General features: G+C 61.7%; 18 protein-coding genes, 2 tRNA genes and 1 pseudogene. 14 read left to right on the top strand and 7 right to left on the bottom strand.

The window, feature by feature from the left end; genetic code table 11:
* The 5 genes and pseudogenes from ACN0X9_RS12655 to pheA all read left to right on the top strand — a co-directional run.
* Nucleotides 1–821: pseudogene (locus ACN0X9_RS12655) on the top strand (trigger factor); the annotation flags it as partial.
* A 191-nt stretch (nt 822–1,012) separates the two neighbouring features.
* Nucleotides 1,013–1,648: an ATP-dependent Clp protease proteolytic subunit gene (locus ACN0X9_RS12660; RefSeq protein ID WP_417487934.1), complete on the top strand. Its 636-nt coding sequence runs from the start codon at nt 1,013–1,015 to the stop codon at nt 1,646–1,648.
* A 162-nt stretch (nt 1,649–1,810) separates the two neighbouring features.
* Nucleotides 1,811–3,082 carry an ATP-dependent Clp protease ATP-binding subunit ClpX gene (gene clpX / locus ACN0X9_RS12665; RefSeq protein WP_011643278.1) on the top strand — a complete coding sequence of 424 codons (1,272 nt, stop codon included), beginning with the start codon at nt 1,811–1,813 and terminating at the stop codon, nt 3,080–3,082.
* 155 nt (nt 3,083–3,237) lie between these two features.
* The gene (gene lon, locus ACN0X9_RS12670; protein ID WP_417487935.1) at nt 3,238–5,646 is read left to right on the top strand and encodes an endopeptidase La; all 2,409 of its coding nucleotides are present in this window, start codon (nt 3,238–3,240) and stop codon (nt 5,644–5,646) included.
* Between the two features lie 280 nt (nt 5,647–5,926).
* Nucleotides 5,927–7,081 (top strand): prephenate dehydratase, encoded by a 1,155-nt coding sequence (gene pheA, locus ACN0X9_RS12675; protein WP_417487936.1) that lies wholly within the window; start codon nt 5,927–5,929, stop codon nt 7,079–7,081.
* Between the two features lie 51 nt (nt 7,082–7,132).
* Here pheA and ACN0X9_RS12680 read toward each other — a convergent pair whose 3' ends face one another.
* Complete coding sequence (locus ACN0X9_RS12680; RefSeq protein WP_011643281.1) at nt 7,133–7,396, bottom strand: YiaA/YiaB family inner membrane protein; 264 nt, start codon at nt 7,394–7,396, stop codon at nt 7,133–7,135.
* A 12-nt stretch (nt 7,397–7,408) separates the two neighbouring features.
* A complete protein-coding gene (locus tag ACN0X9_RS12685; protein WP_417487937.1) occupies nt 7,409–8,116 on the bottom strand; it encodes a PspA/IM30 family protein in 708 nt (235 codons plus the stop codon).
* 113 nt (nt 8,117–8,229) lie between these two features.
* Here ACN0X9_RS12685 and ACN0X9_RS12690 point away from each other — a divergent pair, with 113 nt between their 5' ends.
* Entirely contained in the window at nt 8,230–8,871 is a 642-nt protein-coding gene (locus ACN0X9_RS12690; RefSeq protein ID WP_417487938.1) for a TetR/AcrR family transcriptional regulator, read from the top strand.
* A gap of 70 nt (nt 8,872–8,941) precedes the next feature.
* Nucleotides 8,942–9,017 (top strand) — tRNA-Val (locus ACN0X9_RS12695).
* 56 nt (nt 9,018–9,073) lie between these two features.
* Here the strand turns inward: ACN0X9_RS12695 and bioD are convergent.
* Complete coding sequence (gene bioD / locus ACN0X9_RS12700) at nt 9,074–9,739, bottom strand: dethiobiotin synthase (protein ID WP_417487939.1); 666 nt, start codon at nt 9,737–9,739, stop codon at nt 9,074–9,076.
* Nucleotides 9,739–10,917: an 8-amino-7-oxononanoate synthase gene (gene bioF, locus ACN0X9_RS12705; RefSeq protein WP_417487940.1), complete on the bottom strand. Its 1,179-nt coding sequence runs from the start codon at nt 10,915–10,917 to the stop codon at nt 9,739–9,741. Before bioF ends, bioD begins: the two co-directional genes overlap by 1 nt.
* A 64-nt stretch (nt 10,918–10,981) precedes the next feature.
* On the opposite strand from bioF, the gene ACN0X9_RS12710 reads away from it, so the two are divergent.
* Together ACN0X9_RS12710 and ACN0X9_RS12715 are read left to right on the top strand one after the other, a co-directional pair.
* The gene (locus tag ACN0X9_RS12710) at nt 10,982–12,256 is read left to right on the top strand and encodes an adenosylmethionine--8-amino-7-oxononanoate transaminase (RefSeq protein ID WP_417487941.1); all 1,275 of its coding nucleotides are present in this window, start codon (nt 10,982–10,984) and stop codon (nt 12,254–12,256) included.
* A gap of 111 nt (nt 12,257–12,367) precedes the next feature.
* Nucleotides 12,368–12,444: transfer RNA gene (locus ACN0X9_RS12715), tRNA-Asp, on the top strand.
* A gap of 90 nt (nt 12,445–12,534) precedes the next feature.
* Here ACN0X9_RS12715 and ACN0X9_RS12720 read toward each other — a convergent pair.
* Nucleotides 12,535–13,386: a metal-dependent hydrolase gene (locus tag ACN0X9_RS12720; protein WP_417487942.1), complete on the bottom strand. Its 852-nt coding sequence runs from the start codon at nt 13,384–13,386 to the stop codon at nt 12,535–12,537.
* A 353-nt stretch (nt 13,387–13,739) separates the two neighbouring features.
* Between ACN0X9_RS12720 and ACN0X9_RS12725 the strand changes: the two genes are divergently transcribed.
* A complete protein-coding gene (locus ACN0X9_RS12725; protein ID WP_417487943.1) occupies nt 13,740–15,098 on the top strand; it encodes a DEAD/DEAH box helicase in 1,359 nt (452 codons plus the stop codon).
* 3 nt (nt 15,099–15,101) lie between these two features.
* Here ACN0X9_RS12725 and ACN0X9_RS12730 read toward each other — a convergent pair whose 3' ends face one another.
* Together ACN0X9_RS12730 and ACN0X9_RS12735 are read right to left on the bottom strand one after the other, a co-directional pair.
* Nucleotides 15,102–16,661 carry an AbgT family transporter gene (locus ACN0X9_RS12730; protein WP_417487944.1) on the bottom strand — a complete coding sequence of 520 codons (1,560 nt, stop codon included), beginning with the start codon at nt 16,659–16,661 and terminating at the stop codon, nt 15,102–15,104.
* A gap of 93 nt (nt 16,662–16,754) precedes the next feature.
* Nucleotides 16,755–17,489, bottom strand: a complete 735-nt coding sequence (locus ACN0X9_RS12735) for a DUF599 domain-containing protein (protein ID WP_417487945.1) — start codon at nt 17,487–17,489, stop codon at nt 16,755–16,757.
* Between the two features lie 158 nt (nt 17,490–17,647).
* Between ACN0X9_RS12735 and ACN0X9_RS12740 the strand changes: the two genes are divergently transcribed.
* The 4 genes from ACN0X9_RS12740 to ACN0X9_RS12755 all read left to right on the top strand — a co-directional run bounded on the left by ACN0X9_RS12740 (nt 17,648) and on the right by ACN0X9_RS12755 (nt 19,914).
* The gene (locus ACN0X9_RS12740; RefSeq protein WP_417487946.1) at nt 17,648–18,097 is read left to right on the top strand and encodes a hypothetical protein; all 450 of its coding nucleotides are present in this window, start codon (nt 17,648–17,650) and stop codon (nt 18,095–18,097) included.
* A 259-nt stretch (nt 18,098–18,356) separates the two neighbouring features.
* Nucleotides 18,357–18,725 (top strand): NADH-quinone oxidoreductase subunit A, encoded by a 369-nt coding sequence (locus tag ACN0X9_RS12745; RefSeq protein WP_417487947.1) that lies wholly within the window; start codon nt 18,357–18,359, stop codon nt 18,723–18,725.
* Between the two features lie 6 nt (nt 18,726–18,731).
* Nucleotides 18,732–19,298, top strand: coding sequence for a NuoB/complex I 20 kDa subunit family protein (locus ACN0X9_RS12750; protein ID WP_011643295.1), 567 nt, complete (start codon nt 18,732–18,734; stop codon nt 19,296–19,298).
* A 13-nt stretch (nt 19,299–19,311) separates the two neighbouring features.
* Nucleotides 19,312–19,914 (top strand): NADH-quinone oxidoreductase subunit C, encoded by a 603-nt coding sequence (locus ACN0X9_RS12755; RefSeq protein WP_417487948.1) that lies wholly within the window; start codon nt 19,312–19,314, stop codon nt 19,912–19,914.
* The last annotated feature ends 1 nt before the right edge of the window (nt 19,915 follow it).

Consider the following 19,915-nt stretch of genomic DNA (forward strand, 5'->3'; position numbering starts at 1 on the left):
TCAAAGGCCTTGAATCTCCGCAAGATGCCAAGGTTGATGACGAGCTGGCCAAGCGCCTCGGTCTCGAAAATCTCGACGGGCTGAAGGACGCGCTGACGAAGCGTTTCGCCGGTGAGCACGCGCAGCAGTCGCGGATGAAGGTCAAGCGTGACCTGCTCGACAAGCTGGATGCCGAGCACAAGTTTGATCTGCCGCCGAAAATGGTGGGTGCCGAGTTTGACAATATCTGGCGCGAGGTGGCCCAGGCCATCGAGAATGATCAGCTCGAAGACGAAGACAAGAACAAGTCCGAAGACGAGCTCAAGGGCGAGTATCGCGAAATCGCCGAGCGCCGTGTGCGTCTGGGCCTCGTGCTCGCCGAGATCGGTCGTCGCAACAATATCGACGTGACCCAGGAAGAACTGTCCCGCGCCATCAACCAGGAAGCGGTGAAGTATCCGGGCCAGGAGCGTCAGGTCGTCGAGTTCTACCAGAAGAACCCGAATGCCGTGGCCCAGATGCGCGCGCCGATCTACGAGGAGAAGGTCGTCGACTACATCCTCGAGCTGGCGGACGTGACCGAGACCACCGTTTCCAAGGAAGCGCTCTACGCGGACGAGGACGAAGCGCCCGCCAAGCCGGCCAAGAAAGCCGCTGCCAAGAAGAAGGCTCCGGCCAAGAAAGCGGCTGACAAGGCTGACGACAAACCGGCCGCGAAAAAGGCGCCTGCCAAGAAGGCTCCGGCCAAGAAAGCCGCTGCCAAGGACGAGGCACCTGCCAAAAAGCCGGCTGCGAAAAAGAAGGCTCCAGCCAAGAAGGCTGCTGCCAAGAAAGACGCGTAGACACTGTCGCGTTCCGCAATGATACAGCGCCGGTGCTTCCTGGAAGCGCCGGCGCTTTTCATTTCAGGACGAATTGGCAGAGATCGCTGCAGCGTGCGCCTTGCCTGAAACTGCGACGCCCGCGATAGTTCCCAAATCCCGTCTGATGAGAATCGGCCCGATCCCGGTGCCGTTACACCAAGGAGCTCGATATGCATGATCCCCAGGACGTAATGATGAATCTGGTTCCGATCGTCGTCGAGCAGACGAGCCGCGGCGAGCGCTCATTCGACATCTTCTCCCGGCTCCTCAAGGAGCGCATCATTTTCATCACCGGTCCCATCGAGGACCACATGGCGAGCCTGATCATCGCCCAGCTTCTCTTCCTCGAGTCCGAGAACCCGAAGAAAGAGATCTCGATGTATATCAACTCGCCTGGCGGCGTCGTGTCGGCCGGCTTGGGCATTTACGACACGATGCAGTATATCCGCTCGCCGGTCTCGACCATGTGCCTGGGCATGGCGGCCTCCATGGGCTCTTTGCTGCTGACTGCCGGTGAAAAGGATCTGCGCTTCGCTTCGCCGAACGCCCGCATCATGGTGCACCAGCCGTCCGGCGGTTTCCGGGGGCAGGCTTCGGATATCGAGCGCCACGCGGCGGACATCCAGAAGATCAAGCGCCGCCTCAACGAGATTTACGTGCACCACACCGGTCGCACCTATGACGAGATTGAAAGTGCACTCGACCGCGACAATTTCATGTCGGCGGAGGAGGGGCTGGAATTCGGTCTGGTCGACAAGGTGATTGAGCGCCGTGCCTCGGACGAGAAGGAAGGTTCCGACAGCTAGCGATGGATCAGGAAGCAGGGTTGACGCTTGATCGGCACTGCATCCATGTGATCGAATACGCAGCGGCGGAAACCTTTCGCTAAAGTTCGGCCTTGATTTTGCACGAGGCTGAAAGCGAAAGCGGGTATCATTGCGATGCTTGCGGGTTGAAATGGAGCGGTCATGAGTAAGACGACGGGCGGAGACAGCGAGTCGAAGAACACCCTCTACTGCTCTTTTTGCGGAAAGAGCCAGCATGAGGTTCGCAAACTGATCGCCGGACCCACGGTGTTCATCTGTGATGAATGCGTCGAACTCTGCATGGACATCATCCGCGAGGAAAACAAATCCTCGCTGGTCAAATCCAAGGAAGGCGTGCCGTCTCCGCAGGAGATTTTCAATGTCCTCAATGATTATGTGATCGGCCAGGCGCATGCCAAGCGTGTGCTCGCCGTGGCGGTCCACAATCACTACAAGCGGCTCAACCATGCGTCCCAGAATTCGGACGTGGAGCTCGCCAAGTCCAACATCCTGCTGATCGGACCGACCGGTTGCGGCAAGACCCTGCTCGCGCAGACGCTGGCTCGCATCCTCGACGTGCCGTTCACCATGGCGGATGCGACGACCCTGACCGAGGCCGGTTATGTCGGTGAGGATGTCGAGAACATCGTGCTGAAGTTGCTGCAGGCCGCCGATTACAATGTCGAGCGGGCCCAGCGCGGCATCGTCTATATCGATGAGATCGACAAGATTTCGCGCAAGTCGGACAATCCCTCCATCACGCGCGACGTGTCGGGCGAGGGTGTCCAGCAGGCGCTGCTGAAGATCATGGAAGGCACGGTAGCCTCCGTGCCGCCCCAGGGTGGTCGCAAACATCCCCAGCAGGAGTTCCTGCAGGTGGACACGACCAATATCCTGTTTGTTGTCGGCGGTGCCTTTGCGGGCCTGGACAAGGTCATCTCCCAGCGCGGCCAGGGCTCCTCGATCGGCTTCGGTGCCGATGTGCGCGAACCCGATGCCCGTCGCACCGGTGAGATCCTGCGCGAAGTCGAGCCGGACGACCTCCTGCGCTTCGGCCTGATCCCGGAATTTGTCGGTCGTCTGCCGGTCATCGCGACCCTGGAAGACCTTGATATCGGCGCCCTGGTCCAGATCCTGACCGAGCCGAAAAACGCGCTGGTCAAGCAGTACCAGCGACTGTTCGAGATGGAAGGTGTCGGCCTGACCTTCACCGAGGATGCGCTCAAGGCGATCGCCAATCGCGCCATTGCGCGCAAGACCGGTGCGCGTGGCCTGCGCTCGATCATGGAGGGCATCCTGCTCGAAACCATGTTCGATCTGCCAAGCCTGGAAGGCGTGGAAGAGATCGTCGTCAATGGCGAAGTGGTTGATGGCAATGCCAAACCGCTGTCCATCTATGCAGAGCGCAAGGACGACAAGCGGGAGGGCGCTTGACCTTTCAGGGTCGCATCGCCACCTCCTGAACCAAGCCGGACTGCCGGGCCTCGTGTTTGACGCGACGGTCCGGTGAGCCGTTCAGTCACGAATTGTAGGCCAACGCTGTAACAGGTCTGCCCGCGCTCCCCCGAGTGAGCGCGCTTGGAGAAAACATGTCCACGACGAAGACACTTCCCCTTCTTCCCCTGCGCGATATCGTCGTCTTTCCGCACATGATCGTGCCGCTCTTCGTGGGGCGCGACAAATCGGTCAAGGCGCTGGAAGAGGTGATGAAGGCCGACAAGCAGATCCTGCTGGCCACCCAGCGAACCGCTTCGGATGACGAGCCGAGCGTTGATGCCATCCACAAGACCGGCGTGATCGCGTCTGTCCTGCAATTGCTGAAATTGCCTGACGGGACGGTCAAGGTCCTGGTCGAGGGCGGTGTTCGCGTCGAAATCAGTGACTTCACCGAGCGCAGTGATTTCTACGAAGCCGTCTGTGAGGTGCTTGACGAGGACCCGGGTGATGTGTCGGAGCTGGAAGCTCTGATGCGGACCGTGTCGGCCAAGTTCGACGATTACGTCAAACTGAACAAGAAGGTTCCGCCGGAAGCACTGGCGTCGCTGTCGCAGATCCGCGAGCCGGGCAAGCTGTCGGACAGCATTGCCGCGCATCTTGCCGTCAAGATCGAGGAAAAGCAGTCGCTGCTGGAAGAGCCGGACGTCAATCGCCGGCTCGAGCGCATCCTCGGCATGATGGAAGGCGAGATTGGTGTCCTGCAGGTCGAAAAGAAAATCCGTTCGCGCGTCAAGCGCCAGATGGAAAAGACCCAGCGCGAATATTACCTCAACGAGCAGATGAAGGCGATCCAGCGCGAGCTGGGCGAGGGCGATGACAGCCGCGAGGAGCTGGCCGAGCTGGAAGAAAAGCTGGCCGAGGCCAAGCTCTCCAAGGAAGCCCGCACCAAGGCCGATGCCGAGTTCAAGAAGCTCCGCAATATGAGCCCGATGTCGGCCGAGGCCACTGTCGTGCGCAATTATCTCGACTGGATCCTGTCGGTCCCGTGGGGCAAGCGCAAACGCCTGAAGAACGATCTGGAGCGCGCTGAAGGCGTGCTCGAGACGGATCATTATGGCCTCGACAAGGTCAAGGAACGCATTCTCGAGCATCTAGCCGTCCAGGCTCGTACCAAGAAGCTCAAGGGCCCGATCCTGTGCCTCGTTGGTCCGCCCGGTGTCGGCAAGACCTCGCTGGGTCGCTCGATCGCCAAGGCGACCGGTCGTGACTTTGTGCGCATGTCGCTGGGCGGCGTTCGTGACGAGGCCGAGATCCGGGGCCACCGCCGCACCTATATCGGCTCCATGCCGGGCCGCATCATCCAGTCGATGAAGAAGGTGAACTCCTCCAATCCGCTCTTTCTGCTCGACGAGATCGACAAGCTGGGCGCGGATTATCGCGGCGATCCGGCCTCGGCCCTTCTCGAAGTGCTCGACCCGGAACAGAACGCCAATTTCAATGATCATTATCTCGAGGTCGATTACGACCTGTCAGACATCATGTTCGTGACCACGGCCAACACGCTCAACCTGCCTCAGCCGCTGCTGGACCGGATGGAGATCATCCGTATCGCTGGCTACACCGAGGATGAAAAGGTCGAGATCGCGCGTCGCCACCTGATCCCCAAGCAGATGAAGAACCATGCGCTCAAGGACAGCGAGTGGTCGCTGACCGATGACGGTCTGCGCGACCTGATCCGCTACTACACCCGCGAGGCCGGTGTCCGAAGCCTCGAGCGTGAGATCGCCAATCTGGCCCGCAAGTCCGTCGTCCAGATCGAACGTGGCAAGGTCAGCTCGATCACCGTGTCGGCCGAGAATCTCGGCGAGTTTGCCGGTGTCCGGAAATTCCGCTTCGGCGAGACCGAGGACCACGACCAGGTCGGTATCGTCACCGGTCTGGCCTGGACCGAAGTCGGCGGCGACCTCCTCACCATCGAAGCCGTCCGCATGCCGGGCCGTGGCAAGATGATGGTGACCGGCAATCTGCGTGACGTGATGAAGGAGTCGATCTCTGCGGCCAATTCCTTCGTCCAGTCGCGAGCGCCGTCGCTGGGTATCAAGCCGACCATCTTCCGGGCCGCGGATATTCACGTCCACATGCCCGAAGGCGCGACGCCCAAGGACGGACCATCGGCCGGCGTCGGCATGATGACGGCGATCGTCTCGGTCCTGACCGGCATCCCGGTCCGCAAGGATATTGCCATGACCGGCGAGATCACCCTGCGTGGCCGTGTCCTGCCGATCGGCGGGCTGAAAGAAAAGCTGCTGGCCGCCCTGCGCGGTGGCGTGAAGACTGTTCTCATCCCCAAGGACAATGAAAAGGACCTCGCCGAGATCCCGGACAATGTGAAAGAGGGCATGGAGATCATTCCGGTCGAGACCGCCGATGAAGTGCTGATGCGGGCGCTGGTCGAGCCGGTCGAGCCGGTCGAATGGACCGAGGCCGACGAAGCGGCGCTGGCGGCAATCGCGTCACAGCCGGGCGGTGATGGCGATGCGGGGCAACCGATTGCGCACTAGCCGCTGAAACCGGTTTCATTTGAAACAATATTGGCCGGAGGCGTCGCCTCCGGCCATTTTTGTGCGTAAAACTGGCTGTGAAGCGCAGAAGGTGGATTGACCGTGCAAGCCGGGGCCGCCACTCTGACGCCCATGAACAAAGCGACGTACTTTTTTGCGGCCTATTTTATCAACGCAACCCAATTGGGGGCGGTGGCCGGCTAACTTGTGCGACAGCGCAACGAAACCAGGGCTTCCCCCACGGGGAGGCCCTTTTCTTTTGTCTGAAGGGATCACACACATGGCAACGGACATGACGCGGGATGAAATCCGCTCGGCAATCAGTGAGATCGATCAGGAATTGATCGACGCCATCGCCCGTCGCTCCGGACTGGTGGAGGAAATCCTCAAGGCCAAGGCCCGTACCGGCAGCCCGGTGCGCGACAGGGAGCGTGAGCGCGACGTGCTCCGGGCTGCCGTCCAGCAAGGGACCGAGAAAGGTGTGCCGGCAGAGCTGGTCGAAACCCTGTTCCATGCCCTGTTCGAGGCCTCGGTGCGCCGCCAGCGCCAACAGTTCGATTCGATGCGCAATGACGAGCTGAACGAGGCAACCGTCGCCTATCTGGGTGGTCCGGGAAGCTACAGCCATATCGCTGCACAAAAGGTCTTTCAGCGGCGCAATGCGACCGTCGTACCATCCCCGAAACGGGATTTCGTCTCGATCTTCCGCGCTGTCGAGAATGCGGAGGTCGACTACGGGGTGATCCCGATCGAGAACACCACGACCGGGTCGATCAACGAAGTCTATGACATCCTGATAAACTCGCACACGCAGATCATCGGTGAATTCTTGCTGCGGGTAGACCATTGCCTGGTTGGCCGCGCCAGCGGGCAGGGGCGGGTCCGGCGGGTCTTCGGGCATCCGCAGGCACTGGCCCAGTGTCGCCGCTATATCAGCTCCCACCCGGAGCTCGAGACCCACATGGCGGCTTCGACCACACGCGCGCTGGAGCGCCTTCTTGAAGACGACGACACCGCGGTGGCTGTTGCAGGCGAGGATGCGGCCCGCCTGTTCGGCATGGATATTCTCGAGCGCAATGTCGGCGACCACGAGCAGAACATCACGCGGTTCATTGTCATCGGCCGCAAATCCAAGCTCCCCACACGGGAGGTCGAGTGCAAGACTTCGATGATGTTCACCACACGCGACACGCCCGGCTCGCTGGTCAATGCGCTGATCGGCTTCCGCGACCACGGCATCAATCTGGTGAAACTCGAATCACGCCCGATTGCCGGCAATCCGTGGGAAGAGATGTTCATCATGGATGTCGAAGGGCATATCGAGGACGGCAAGATCCGCCAATCCATGTCGGTACTCGAAGAACATACGCGCGAGATCAAGCTGCTCGGTTGCTACGCGATGGACGCGATCGACAAGGTCTCTGTCGCCGAGTGACTGTTGTGGGTTGGCAGGTGGCGCCCGCCGGAGACGGGCGCCACCATCCGGTCATGCCTTGGTGACGTAATCTTCCAGGATTTTCTCGTGTTTGGCGCGTTCGAGCTTTGACGAGAACTGGTCGTTGATGCGCTGCTCCTGCAACGTCTTGACCAGGGTGATGAGGGATCCGGTCAGGAACAGGATGCCCATTCCGACATAGCCCTTGGTCGACAGGTCGACCGGCATCAGCATCAGTGACAGGCCCAGCATGGCATAGGCGACTGCGACACATGCATAGTTGAAACTGATCCAGAGTTTCGATTGTCCAAGCATATTGTCTCCTCCCTATGCCGGATTGGTTGCTGACGGCGAGGCACCCAGACCGGCCTTGAGCCGCTTGAGGATGTCGTCGCCGCGCGCTTTCATCGCGGCACCGAAACCCTGATCGGCCATGCGGTCGATCAAACCGTTCCCGGACAGCTCCGAATTGATTTCGTCGAGGATGTCGGCGAATCCACCGGCATCGGGAACGGCCAGCGCCCGTTTGAGCACAGCTTCGCCTTCCATCAGGGCCCCGAGTCCGCCAAGGCTGCCATGAAGGGCCGTTCCGCCTCTGCGTTCGTCTTCCAGGGATCTAGCGGTGATCAGCCCCTGTCTCAGATCGGTCAGGCGCCGTTCGGTTTTCTCCAGCAGAAGGCGCAGACGCCGGGCGCCAGCACGTGTACGGGCGAGGGCGTCGGAGCGTGCAGCGTACTCATTCTCCAGGTCGGCGAGGGCATTGGCACCATCACCGGCCAGGTCCTCCATGCCCGCTTTTAGGGCATCACGGGTGCGCGCCTCCATGTCGTCGCGTCGGGTGATCAGGGCTTTTAGCGCCGTGTCTTCCTGACGCTCTCGCAGGATGAGACCGGCCAGTGACCGTTTGGCCGTGTCGTGACCCTTTTCGGCTTCCCGGATCTTTTGTTCGATGAGAAGGACTGCATTGTCAGTCTCCAGCTTGTCCCGGCTGGATTCAGACCGGGCCTTGAACAGTGCGACGAGTGTCGTGAACATGCCAATCTCCTTTGTGAACAATGTTCATTTAAAAAGGCTAGGCGGGAATCCCATTCACGCAAGCGGTATAATGAACATTGTTCGGATGGCATGGTCGGAGTATCAGATTGGACATGACAGATGTTCAGGACAAACTTCGGCCCCGGGGCCGTCCGGCTTTGGCGCCGGAAGCCCGCGATCAGGCTCTTGCAGCGGCGGGCGCCTTGTTGGCGGAGCAGGGGCTGAAGGGCATGAAAGCCCGCACCATCGCGGAACGCGCCGGGCTCAGCGTCGGGTCGATCTACAAGCTTTTTGGCGATATCGACGATCTGATCCGTGAGCTCAACATGATCACTTACCGCGATTTCGCGGAACATCATCGCCGGGCGCTGGAGCGGGCCGCCCTTGATCCATCCGAGGTGCATGGGCGCGTCATGGTGCTGGCCAAGGCCTATGTGGATTTTGTCACTGCCGAGAATGCACGGTGGCGGGCACTGCTGGCGTTCAATCGCCGGCAGGGTGGCTCGGCGCCGCAATACTATACCGACTTTGAGAACGAGCTCTTCAACCTGGTGATCGATGTGTTGGAACCGGCACCGGGGCTGGAAGATGTCGCCTTGCGGGAAACGTCTGCGCGCGCGCTCTGGGCCGCAGTCCACGGCATCATCGGGATCGTTCTGCCCAATGCCAGCTACGACAATCCAGTCGAGACGGCGATGAACCAGATCGAGATGGTTGTTGGCGCCTATATCCGGGATGCTGCACAGCGTCGCTAGGTCAGGCTTGCGCGATCGGGCTGGAAGGCATTACAAGCGCCTCCTGCCCACCAGACGGGCACCGGTATCCGGGCGGTTAGCTCAGTTGGGAGAGCATCTCGTTTACACCGAGAGGGTCGGGGGTTCGAGCCCCTCACCGCCCACCATACCCAGGCCGTGAGTCCTGCGCAGCAAAAGCGCGGCCCTGCGGGCAGCCATGTTTCTAGTCGAGCAGTGTTTCAGCCGCGCGTTCAAACAGGTCGAGCAGTGCTTCGGGGGCGGCAGGGTCGAAAACACGGACATCAGCGCGGGGCGCGAAGCGGCTGATTGTGCGGGCGGTTTCGGCGATCGGCGTGTCGCTTTCGGGGTAGTCATTCAGGATCACGCTGCAACGCCCGTCGAGCACCCGCAGTGCTGTCAAGGTGTGCGAAATCGTCCCCAGATAGCTACCGGCGACCAGCACCGGATGGGCGTCGAGTTCACGAATCAGGTCGAGATTGAGTCCGTCAGAGGCGATCGGTGACATCACACCACCGGCGCCCTCGATCACGGTCGGCATGTCGCGGCTGATATGATCCAGACACCAGCTGACGATCTTGTCGAGTGCCAGCTCGCGCCGTTCCTTGCGGGCCGCCAGGTCGGGTGAGAGCGGCGCCCGGAAGCGCCAGGGCGAAACGGCCTGAACGCCTTCGCCTGTCAAGTCGTCTGCATTGGCCCGCATTAGACGGATTGTATCGGTCTCGTTCAACGCTGACGGATCAAAGCCGGATATAACCGGCTTGAGCACCCGCATCGATCGACCGCTGGCCCGCCAGGCGCGGATGATCTCGCACAGCACATGGGTCTTGCCGATATCCGTTCCGGTGCCAGTGAAAAAGAGGGGTCTCATTACTCGGCAGCCTCGGCGGTTTGCAGGATTGATTTCAAGGTTGCGGCGAGGCGGTCGATATCAGCCTCGCTGTGCGCTGCGTTGAAGGTAATACGTAGTCGGGCCGTCCGCCGGGGCACCGTCGGAGGGCGGATCGCGGTGACCAGGAAGCCTGCCGCTTCCAGATCGGCCGAAGCCGCTAGCGCGGCGGCTTCATCGCCAATGATGATCGGTACGATCGGTGAGGGAGGTTCGGCAAGTCCGAGCGCCCGGCAAAATCTGCGGGCCAGGGCCATTGGTCGCTCGCGCAGCGCCGCGTCATGTTCAATCAGGTCCAGCGCCGCCAGCGCGGCGCCGATGCTGGCCGGCGGCAGCGCCGTTGTGAAGACGAGCGGCCGGGCGCGGGTCCGCAGCAGGTCGCAGACATCGCGCGATGCACACACATAGCCGCCATAGCTACCCAGCGCCTTGGACAGCGTCCCCATTTGCAGCGGCGGCACGACTGGCGGCTGGAAAGTGTGGGTGCTGCCATGGCCATCACCGATCACACCGATCCCGTGCGCGTCGTCAACGAGGGGCCAGGCGTCGTATTGGTCGGCGAGTGCCATGATATCGGGCAGGGGAGCGAGGTCGCCATCCATCGAGAACACGCCGTCTGTCAGGATCATGGCGTGTCGGTGCTCCGGTCTCAGAGCGACCAGCTTCGAGGCGAGCGTTGTCATGTCATTATGCGGAAAGACTTCGACACGGGCGCCAGACAGTCGGGCGCCAGCGTGCAGGCAGGCATGGGCGAGGGCGTCGACGAAGACGATGTCGCCACTGCCGACAAGGGCGGGTGTGATGGCCAGATTGGCCAGATAGCCCGACCCGAAGATGAGGCAGTCTTCGGTCCCCTTGAACGCTGCGAGGCGCGCTTCCAGTTCGAACAAGAGCGGATGACCACCGGTCACCAGGCGGGAGGCACCGGAACCGGCGCCGTGTTGCCGAGCCGCGGCTGCCGCGGCTTCTTTCACCGCTGGGTGCTGGCTGAGGCCGAGATAGTCGTTGGAGCAGGCATTGACCAGTTGGCGGCCGTCGCGCTCGACAAGCGCCCCACCCAGCGGGCGGGTCTCACGGGTCCGGCGACGCAGATTGCGCCGGTCGAGCCCGGCCAGCTTGTTGGCTGCGAAACGCTCGAGGGAAGCACTGGCAGATGTCATACAAAGCCTGTCGCACAGAATTGTGGCCTGCTAAAGCCTCCACATGTTTCGGGATGCAGACAAGATGAATTTCGACCCCGCTGATCATGCGCTCTGGCGTCCCTACGCCCAGATGAAAACCACGCCGCCCGCCCTGCCGGTCGTCAGCGCGGAGGGCGTCCGCCTGACCCTTGCCGATGGCCGCGAGTTGATCGACGGGGTCTCGTCCTGGTGGACGGCTTGTCATGGCTACCGCCATCCGCACATCATCGATGCCGTCAAGCGCCAGCTTGATGCCGTGCCCCATGTCATGCTGGGCGGTCTGACCCATGATCCCGCCGAGCGCCTGGCACGGCGTCTGGCGGCACTCGCCCCGGGTGACCTCAACCATGCCTTCTTTTGTGAGTCCGGATCGGTCTCGGTCGAGATCGCGATGAAGGTCGCGGTTCAGTCCTTCATCAATCGCGGGCAGCGCGGGCGTACCCACTTCCTGGCCTTTCGCGGCGGCTATCATGGCGACACGCTGGCGACGATGTCGGTTTGTGATCCAGAAGAAGGCATGCATTCGCTGTTCGCCGGAGCGATAGCCCGGCAGCTGATCGCCGACCTGCCAACCGACCCGGATCGGATCGACAGCCTCGATGCGCTGGTGTCTGATCATATCGACACGCTGGCCGGCGTGGTGGTCGAGCCCCTGGTCCAGGGCGCCGGCGGCATGCGTTTCCATGACGCAGCGACGCTGCAGGCCTTGCGCGATTTGTGTGACCGTCACGGCCTGCCGCTGATCTTCGACGAGATCATGACCGGTTTCGGCCGACTGGGGACGATGTTTGCTGCTGAGAAGGCGGGGGTCACGCCCGACATCATGACGGTATCAAAGGCGCTGACCGGCGGCACACTGCCTCTGGCGGCAACGCTGGTTTCGACCCGTCTGTTCGAATTGTTCTGGGACGAGGATCCCGGCAAGGCGCTGATGCACGGCCCGACCTATATGGGCAATCCGGCAGCCTGTGCGGCGGCCAATGCCTCACTCGACTTGTTCGAACACGAGCCGCGTCTGGCACAGGTCCATGCCATCGAGGCGATGTTCGCGGCGCTCTTGCCGGCCGCGCGGGACATTCCGGGCGTGGTCGATGTCCGCTGGCAGGGCGCAATCGGCGTGATCGAGATGGCAAGCCTGCCCGAGCTTGATATCCTCAAGGCGTGTTTCGTCGAGGCGGGTGTGTGGGTCCGACCGTTCAACAATATCATCTATCTGATGCCGCCCTATACGATCAGTGCTGAAGATCTTGATCACCTTGTACGGACGACCCTGCGGGTCACGACGGCCTGGGCACAGCGTCATTTTTCGGGCGATTGACCGGCTTGCTGCAATCCATCTGCAATACCTCTGCAACCCGTGCTGAAAGCCGCTTGACCGGGCCGCGCTCTGCCCATAAACAACGCACCTCGCTTCGGCGAGACGCCTGATGCGGGTGTAGCTCAGTTGGTTAGAGCGCCGGCCTGTCACGCCGGAGGTCGCGGGTTCGAGTCCCGTCACTCGCGCCATTTCCTTTCACCTTGAAAGGGATGGCCAGACGCCAAAACGGCCGCCCCTCGGGGCGGCCGTTTGCGTTTGGGCTGTGATTGGAAGCCGAGCTATTCGGCGGCGACCGGGTCGGCCAGATCATATTGCGCTTCGACATCGGCGATCAGGTCGCGATCATCGACCTGCCAGGGGTGAAAGCCGGGCTGGAAGTAGGCCAGCCAGGGCAGGATCACCCGTCGAACCACGCCCGGTCGACCCCACAGATACCAAGCCAGTCCGGCGCGAGCCTTGAACCCGGTGATTCCATCTTGCGCGAGCAGGTTAAGAGCGTCGGTCCAGCGCTTGAGCATGAAATCCTTCGAGACCCGGGCAAAGACGGCGCAGCGTATGCCCCAGCGCTTGAGTGGCCGCACATCCCGCATGATGTGGGCGTAGGTGTCGAAAGCGACGCTCTTGTGCTCGATCTCCTCGATCGCGTGCCACAGCCACATGCGTTGCGATTCGCGATCCGCGCCTTCATAGAGCGCCGCGTCCTTCAGGGCGAGGTGGGCGAAAATTGCCGTGAAATGCTCCAGCGAGACCGTGATGCTCAGCTGGGCGACGGGATGGCCCTCGCGCGCTTCGGCGAGGCTGTCCTCGACCCGCTTCAGTGCAGCGCTGACATCATAGCCGGCCTCGATCACGCGCGCGTTGAAGCTGTTGTGCTCGCGGGTGTGGAAGGCTTCCTGGCGGACGAAGTCCTTGATTTGTGCGGCGAGGGCGGGCGGGACTTCCTTCTGGAAGCGCTTGACGCTTTCGATGAAAAAGGTCTCGCCAGCCGGGAATGTAATCGACAGGGCATTGTGCCAGGCGGTGGCAAACGGGTCCCCGCCAAGCCACCAGCGCACCCTGTCGGGGTCGTCTGTGAATTTGCGGTTCCTGGGCGTGATTTCCAGATCGTCGGGTGTGGCGGTCCGGGCCATGTCGTGCTCCATCCTGTAGACCCCGATCTGTGGGGTGAACGGTGTTTACCGTCACCCGATGCCATGGCTGTGTCAATTCCGGCGATTTGCTGCGAGCGCGAAATGATTTGCCATCCGGCTCGAAACATGTGACACGCGGCTCACGTTCCGCCGTGTGTAGGCAGCAAGCAGCTGCAAACGGTGGTCGTTGGCGAGACAGTCAGCCGTTTGACGGCCCGTATTGATCATTGCCACCCAGGCGCCAGGTCCGGCGCCAGTCACTGGCAGCTGATCTACGCAAGCTTCCGCAACAAGAACCCCGAGGATCGCGCCGCGCGACTGTCTGCGCCCGGTCCATGAGAAAGATTTGATTTTTGACCCAATTTACTGATCTCGGCCTGGCCGAGCCCATTCTGCGCGCTTTGACCGATGAGGGTTATGAGACCCCGACCCCGATTCAGCGCGAAGTCATCCCGGCGATGATTGAAGGCCGTGACATTGTCGGCATTGCGCAAACAGGCACCGGCAAGACCGCATCCTTCGTGCTGCCGATCCTCAATCGCCTGATTGAAGACAATCGGCGCACCCATCCGAAAACCTGCCGGGCGCTGATCCTGTCGCCGACCCGCGAGCTGTCCGCCCAGATACTCGAGAATGTCCGCGGCTATAGCCGTCACATGCGGGTCTCCTCGACCTTGGTCGTGGGCGGCGTGAAGCCTGGGCCGCAAATCCGGGCCCTGGCGAAGGGCGTCGACGTGCTGGTCGCCACGCCGGGACGTTTGCTCGACCTGATGCAGTCCGGTGCCGTCAAGCTGAGCGAGACGAAGGTCCTGATCCTGGACGAAGCCGACCAGATGCTGGACCTCGGCTTCTTCCCGGCCATCCGCAAGATCGTCAGCTTCCTGCCAAACAAGCGCCAGACAGCCCTCTTGTCTGCGACCATGCCCAAGCCGATCCGCGCCCTGGCGCAGGAAATGCTCGACGACCCCAAGGAAGTCTCGGTCGCCCCTGCCTCACGTCCGATCGAGCGTATCGAGCAGTCGGTTGTGCTCCTGCCCAAGGAGTCCAAGAAGGATCTCCTGCTGGAGCTGATGTCGGACAAGGCCGTCGAGCGCGCCATCGTCTTTTCGCGGACCAAGCATGGTGCCGACAAGATCAACCGGCATCTGGTCGATTATGGCCTCAAGTCTGCCGCCATCCATGGCAACAAGTCCCAGGCCCAGCGGATCAAGGCGCTGGATGGTTTCAAGACCGGCGCCGTCAAGATCCTCGTCGCGACGGACATCGCGGCGCGCGGTATCGATGTCGACAATGTTTCGCACGTGGTCAATCACGACCTGCCCAACCTGCCGGAGTCCTATGTCCACCGGATCGGTCGGACGGCACGGGCCGGCAAGTCCGGTGTCGCGGTCTCGATGTGTGAGCCGGGCGAGTATGAGTATCTGCGTGATATCGAGCGCTTGACCGGGCTCGATATTGATCGGGTTTTCATCGGGGATGAGGACAAGTTCCTGGCCGAAGCCAAGAATGCCACGCCGGCGGCTTCGCAGAAGAAGCAACAGCGACCGTCGCGCAAGAAGCCCTTCACGGCTGGTCGTGCGCGTCCGCAGGGACAGGGCAATGGTGGTGGCCGCGGTAGTGGCCAGGGTGGTGGCCAAGGTGGTGGTCAGGGCGGCGGATCCAAACGTCCCCGCCGCCGCAACAACCGCTCCGGCGCGCGTACGCCGGCCTGACGGCTATCGCCGCCCGTCCGCCCCGGCTTCGGCCGGGGCGCTGGCGGCGGCCGGCACCTCATAGGTGAAGCTGGCGTCGTCCGGACCCAGGGGCAGATCCAGGGCGAACCAGACGAAGATCATCGTCAGCGACGAGATCAGGATCGCCATCGAATATGGCAACATCACCGCGATCAGGCTGCCCAGACCGAATTCCGGAACATAGCGCTGACAGAAAATCAGGATCAGCGGCAGATAGGGCATCAGGGGGGTGATGATATTCGTCGCCTGGTCGCCCATGCGGTAGGCCAGCGTCGAACCCTCAGGGGAGATGCCCAGCAGCATCAACATCGGTACAAAGACCGGGGCCAGCAGCGCCCATTTCGCCGAGGCCGAACCCATGAACAGGTTCAGGACGGCGACAAGCAGCACCATTCCTATGATCAGCAAGGGGGCCGGCAAGTTGAGCGATTGCAGCCCTTCGGCGCCGGAAATGGCGATGACAGTGTCCATTTCCGAGGCCCCGAACAGCATGATGAAATGCGCCATCGCGAAGGCGAGAATGATGTAGCCACCCATATCAGCCATCGAGCGGGTACCAAGCTGGACGACATCCTTGTCGGACTTCACTGACCCGACTGCGATGCCATAGATCGTGCCTGAGACCAGGAAGGCGATCATCAGGATGGCAACAATGGAGCGGTAGAATGGCGCGAGGTCGCCCGTCGCGTCGCGCAGGACGCCGTTCGCGGGGACGGTCATGAACAGCACGATTATGGTCACCGCGAGCAGCGAAAGTCCGGCCCAGAGCAGGCCTTTCTTCTCGTTGGCGCTGAGAGCGCCATCGCCTTCCGGTTCGGCAAAATCGGCGGGACGTTCCCAGGTCCCCAGACGGGGTTCGACAATGCGATCATTCACCAGAGTGCCAACGATCACCAGCAAGGGGGTTAGGGCGATGGTGAAGTAGTAGTTGTCCAGCATGCCGATGGTCGCGCCTGGCTCGATCGTCTGGGCTGCAACTTCGGTGATCCCGAACAGTAGAGGCTCAAGGGAGGTGACCACCAGATTGGCCGAGAAACCGGCGGAGACGCCCGCGAAAACTGCTGCGATCCCGGCAATCGGGTGGCGACTTGCGGCGGCGAAGACCACGGCGCCCAACGGGACCATGACGATATAGCCGGAATCAACGGCCAGATTGCCCATCACGCCGGCGAAGACGAGAACCGGGGTCAGGAGGTAGGAGGGCGCACCCGAGACCATGACCCGCAGACCGGCAGACAGGAGCCCCGTTTTCTCGGCGATCCCGGCCCCGATCATGACCACCAGGACCATGCCCAGCGGTGCAAATCCGGTCAGGACGCCTGGCATCCCGACGAGCAGGGTCTGCAATTGTGCACCGGTCAGGAGATTGACGACGGCGATGTTGTCACCACTGACCGGATTGGTGACGGCCACATCCAGCGCTGCCAGGCCGAAGGAGGCGACAAGCACAATACCAATCAATGCCAGAAAGATCGTCACCGGATCCGGCAGTTTGTTGCCGGCCTTCTCGACCGAATTGAGAATGGCTGTTCCGATGCTCATGTGCTGTCTCCCCGAATACAAGGACCGGAGTTTGAGCGCATTCGACCGCCATTCGCAATGCCTCTGCGGGCTTCGTTCCCGTGGCGCCGCTGATCAGTTACCGTCTGGGCGATCGTCGGGTTTCGGAATTTCCACCCCATCCATCGCATCCTCGCCCTCGGCCAGCGCAGCGAGGGCCGGGGAGAAGAACTGCCGCGAGACCAGCAGCCCGGCCACCAGCAATGTGCCGGCGATCTGTGCCATCGGGCCGGCGATCCAGGCGAGATAACCGATCGACAGGAATAGAGCCCGCAGGCCACGGTTGAACTGCCTGCCGGCGACAATGTTCATCGCGCCGGCGCGATAGGCGCCTCGCAGGGCCTCGGCCGAGGCGTCATTGTCGCGCGCGACATCGGGGGTCGCGCCCAGGAGCATCGCGGAATAGTTCACCAGCCTGTAGGCCCAGCCGAATTTGAAAAAGGCGTAGGCGTAGATGACCAATAGGCCCAGCGTCATCACCTCCCACTGGATCCGTGAGGAGGTGTCGAGGAAGGGCACGTCGCTAACGGCAGCCATGACCGGGGCGAGTGCGGTGATCAGCGTGAAGGCAGCGCCGATGCCCAGCAGGGCGGTCGAGGCAAAAAAGGCGATCCCGTTCTGCAGGCCGGCGATGATCTGGCTGTCCATGATGCGAACCGAGCGGGCGGCCATGTACATCATCCATTGCTTGCGGTGGACATCCATCCGGCGCGACAGCGTGTGCCTGGCCAGCGGGCTGTGATCGACCAGCCAGGAAAAACCAGCCGCGATGAGCATGAAACCGATCACGCCATAATAATTGTCCAGCATTGCCAAACCCCCGGGCAGCTTTCCCGCCATGCAGCCATGAGTTCTACACCGCTTCAAGGCTGAATCCTGTCTTGCCGGCATGACGACCGGGGATGTGGGGGACAGGCGCAGTGCCAGTCCCGCTATCGCGAATTGCCTGCACAGCGATCATGGCGGTCATGCAGCCCCTTCCCACCCCGTTCCGGCGCGCACTCTGGTATCTGCGGTCCACATGGCCGCCCCTGGTGCTGGCGCTTGTCTGTCTGCTGGCGTCCCTGCTGCACGCTTCGCTGTGGTGGGGTGTGGCCTGCGGGGTTGGTGCCCTGTTGCTGATTGCCGACAGCCTGGCCCGGCATCGTGAGTTTCGCGCCTTGCGGCACTCTGTCCGGGCGGCGTGTGGCCTGACCGGAGAGGCTCTGGCCCGCTTCCGGGCTGCCCGATCGACCTGGTGTTCGCGTCGCGCGGCGATTGCCGCCGCTCAAGCGGAAGGTTTCGGTCTGGATGCCCGGGCCCTGGTGGCCGGCTGGGGGTACAAGCCCTGGCATGTTTTCCCGGATCGGGCCTTCACGATCAACTCACCCTTTTTGCGCCTGGCTTTCTGGCAATCCGTGTTGGGATTGAGGCGTTAGTCGGCGCCCTTTGACCGGGATACTGCACAGTGCAGTTAAAAATGGTTCGCAACTGGGATTGTTTATCCCCGGATCGCGTGACAAGGAACTGATGTCAGACGGTCTTTAGCCCTTGCTCCGAGCGTCCACGCGCTCTAGCTTCCGCGCCAAATCGGGCAGGGGGCCTGATTGGCGTTGGCGATTCGCTTTCGGCGTGTCTTGCCAGCCAATCCGCAGCCTTCCATACCCAACCGGACGCTCTTCATGGCGAGGCCTGGCGATGGACGCATTGCTTCTAGAATACCTGCCCATCCTGATCTTTTTCGCGATTGCCGCGGCGATCGGTATCGGTTTCATGGTTGCCGCCTTCGTGATTGCGCCGTCTCGGCCTGATCCGGAAAAAGTGTCGACCTATGAGTGCGGCTTCAACGCTTTCGACGATGCCCGCATGAAGTTCGATGTGCGATTCTATCTGGTCGCCATCCTCTTCATCATCTTCGACCTCGAAGTCGCCTTCCTCTTTCCCTGGGCGGTGACGCTTCGCGAGCATCTTGGCCAGTTCGAGTTCTGGTCGATGATGGTCTTCCTCACTGTCCTCACCATCGGCTTCGTCTACGAGCTGAAAAAAGGCGCGCTGGATTGGGAGTAGTCCACAATGGCATCTGATCTCACACCTCATGCCGGCATGGCCGGACGCGCGACCGTCCCGGGCTATGACCCCAAGAAGCACGACCCGTTCTTCGACGGTGTCAGCGATGCGCTGGCCGACAAGGGCTTTGTGGTCGCGGCCGCGGATGATCTGGTCACCTGGGCGCGTACGGGCTCGCTGATGTGGATGACCTTTGGTCTGGCCTGTTGCGCCGTTGAAATGATGCAGGCCTCGATGCCGCGTTATGACGTCGAGCGCTTCGGCTTTGCGCCGCGCGCTTCCCCGCGCCAGTCCGACGTGATGATCGTCGCCGGCACATTGACCAACAAGATGGCGCCGGCCTTGCGCAAGGTCTACGACCAGATGCCTGAGCCGCGCTACGTCATCTCGATGGGCTCATGCGCCAATGGCGGCGGCTATTATCACTACTCATACTCGGTCGTGCGTGGCTGCGATCGTATCGTTCCGGTGGATATCTATGTCCCGGGTTGCCCGCCGACCGCGGAAGCCCTGGTCTATGGCATTTTGCAGCTGCAAAAGAAGATCCGCCGCGAAGGCTCGATCGAGCGCTAGGAGAGAACGGCAAATGAGCGAAGCCCTCAAGGTTCTCGGCGACCATATCGCGAACGCCCAGGACGCGGCCGTCACCGGCTGGTCAATCGCCAATGGCGAGCTGACGGTGGAGATCCATCGCGACCGGATCGAGACCGTGCTGACCTGGCTGCGCGATGATCCGGCCTGCCGTTTCACCACGCTGATCGATATTTGCGGCGTCGACTACCCGCAGCGCGCCGAGCGCTTCGAGGTCGTCTATCACCTGCTCTCAATGCACCAGAATCACCGCATCCGCGTGAAGCTGGCGACGGATGAGGAAACGCCGGTCCCGACCGTGATTCCGGTCTACCCGGTCGCTGACTGGTTCGAGCGCGAAGCCTTCGACATGTATGGCATCGTCTTCGCCGATCATCCGGACCTGCGCCGCTTGCTCACCGATTACGGTTTTGAAGGCTATCCGCTGCGCAAGGACTTCCCGCTCACCGGCTATGTCGAAGTGCGCTGGGACGAGGAAGAAAAGCGCGTCGTCTACGAGCCCGTCGAGCTGGTCCAGGAATATCGCGACTTTGATTTCATGAGCCCGTGGGAAGGTGCCAAATACATCCTCCCGGGTGATGAAAAGGCGGAGGGTTAGA

This window comes from Maricaulis sp., assembly GCF_048268525.1.
GTDB lineage: Bacteria > Pseudomonadota > Alphaproteobacteria > Caulobacterales > Maricaulaceae > Maricaulis.